1 pseudogene is annotated in these 700 nt (G+C 57.3%); it reads right to left on the bottom strand.

From position 1 onward, the window contains the following. Positions 1-700: pseudogene (locus J5224_RS32855) on the bottom strand (TIM-barrel domain-containing protein); the annotation flags it as partial.

Genomic DNA, 700 nt, shown 5'->3' with positions numbered 1-700 from the left:
GGATGACACCTGGAACGAATCACACGGGATAGCATGCTCTTTACACAGCTCGATGAATTTCAGCAGTTGTTGCTGCGCATCGGGGGCGTCGGTGTAGTGCATGGTCGAACCGCTATAGCCCAGGCTCCATTTGGGGCCAAACAGGGTTTTACCGGTCAGACGCACGAATTTCTTGGTGACATCCAGCACGCGTGGGCCGAGGAACAGGTAGTAGTCGAGATCGCCTGCTTCTGCGCTGTAGCGACGGTAAGCAACGTGGTAGTTATCCAGCTCGTTACCCAGATCCAGTCGGGTGCTGCTCAGGTTGTCGTAAAACATCCCGAAGCTGACGTCACCGCGACGAGTGATGGTGAAGGGCACGTGTTTGTAGAGTGGATCGGTTGACTGCGCGTTGTAACCCATGGCATCGAGGTTACGCATTTCGTAACGGCGGCCAGCGCGGTTCAGATCGCCCGCCTTCTCACCCAGTCCGTAATACTGTTCCTCCGGATGGCGACGCTGATAGTGCTCAACGCCATCACCGTGGGCATTCAGCAGGTACGCACTGGTGTGGCGGTCGGCGGCCAGCGGCTGCCAAACACCTTGTTGATCGCGGTATTCCCATGACAGCCACAGCGGTTGATGCACGGTAACGCGCAGTTTATCGGTAGCGACTTGCAGACCGTCGTCAAGTGTGGTCAGGGTAAAACCGGGCAGGGCA

It is taken from the genome of Candidatus Symbiopectobacterium sp. NZEC135, assembly GCF_025962695.1.
Note: the sequence above shows the minus strand (reverse complement) of the source record. Positions and strands in the feature narration are given on the sequence as shown.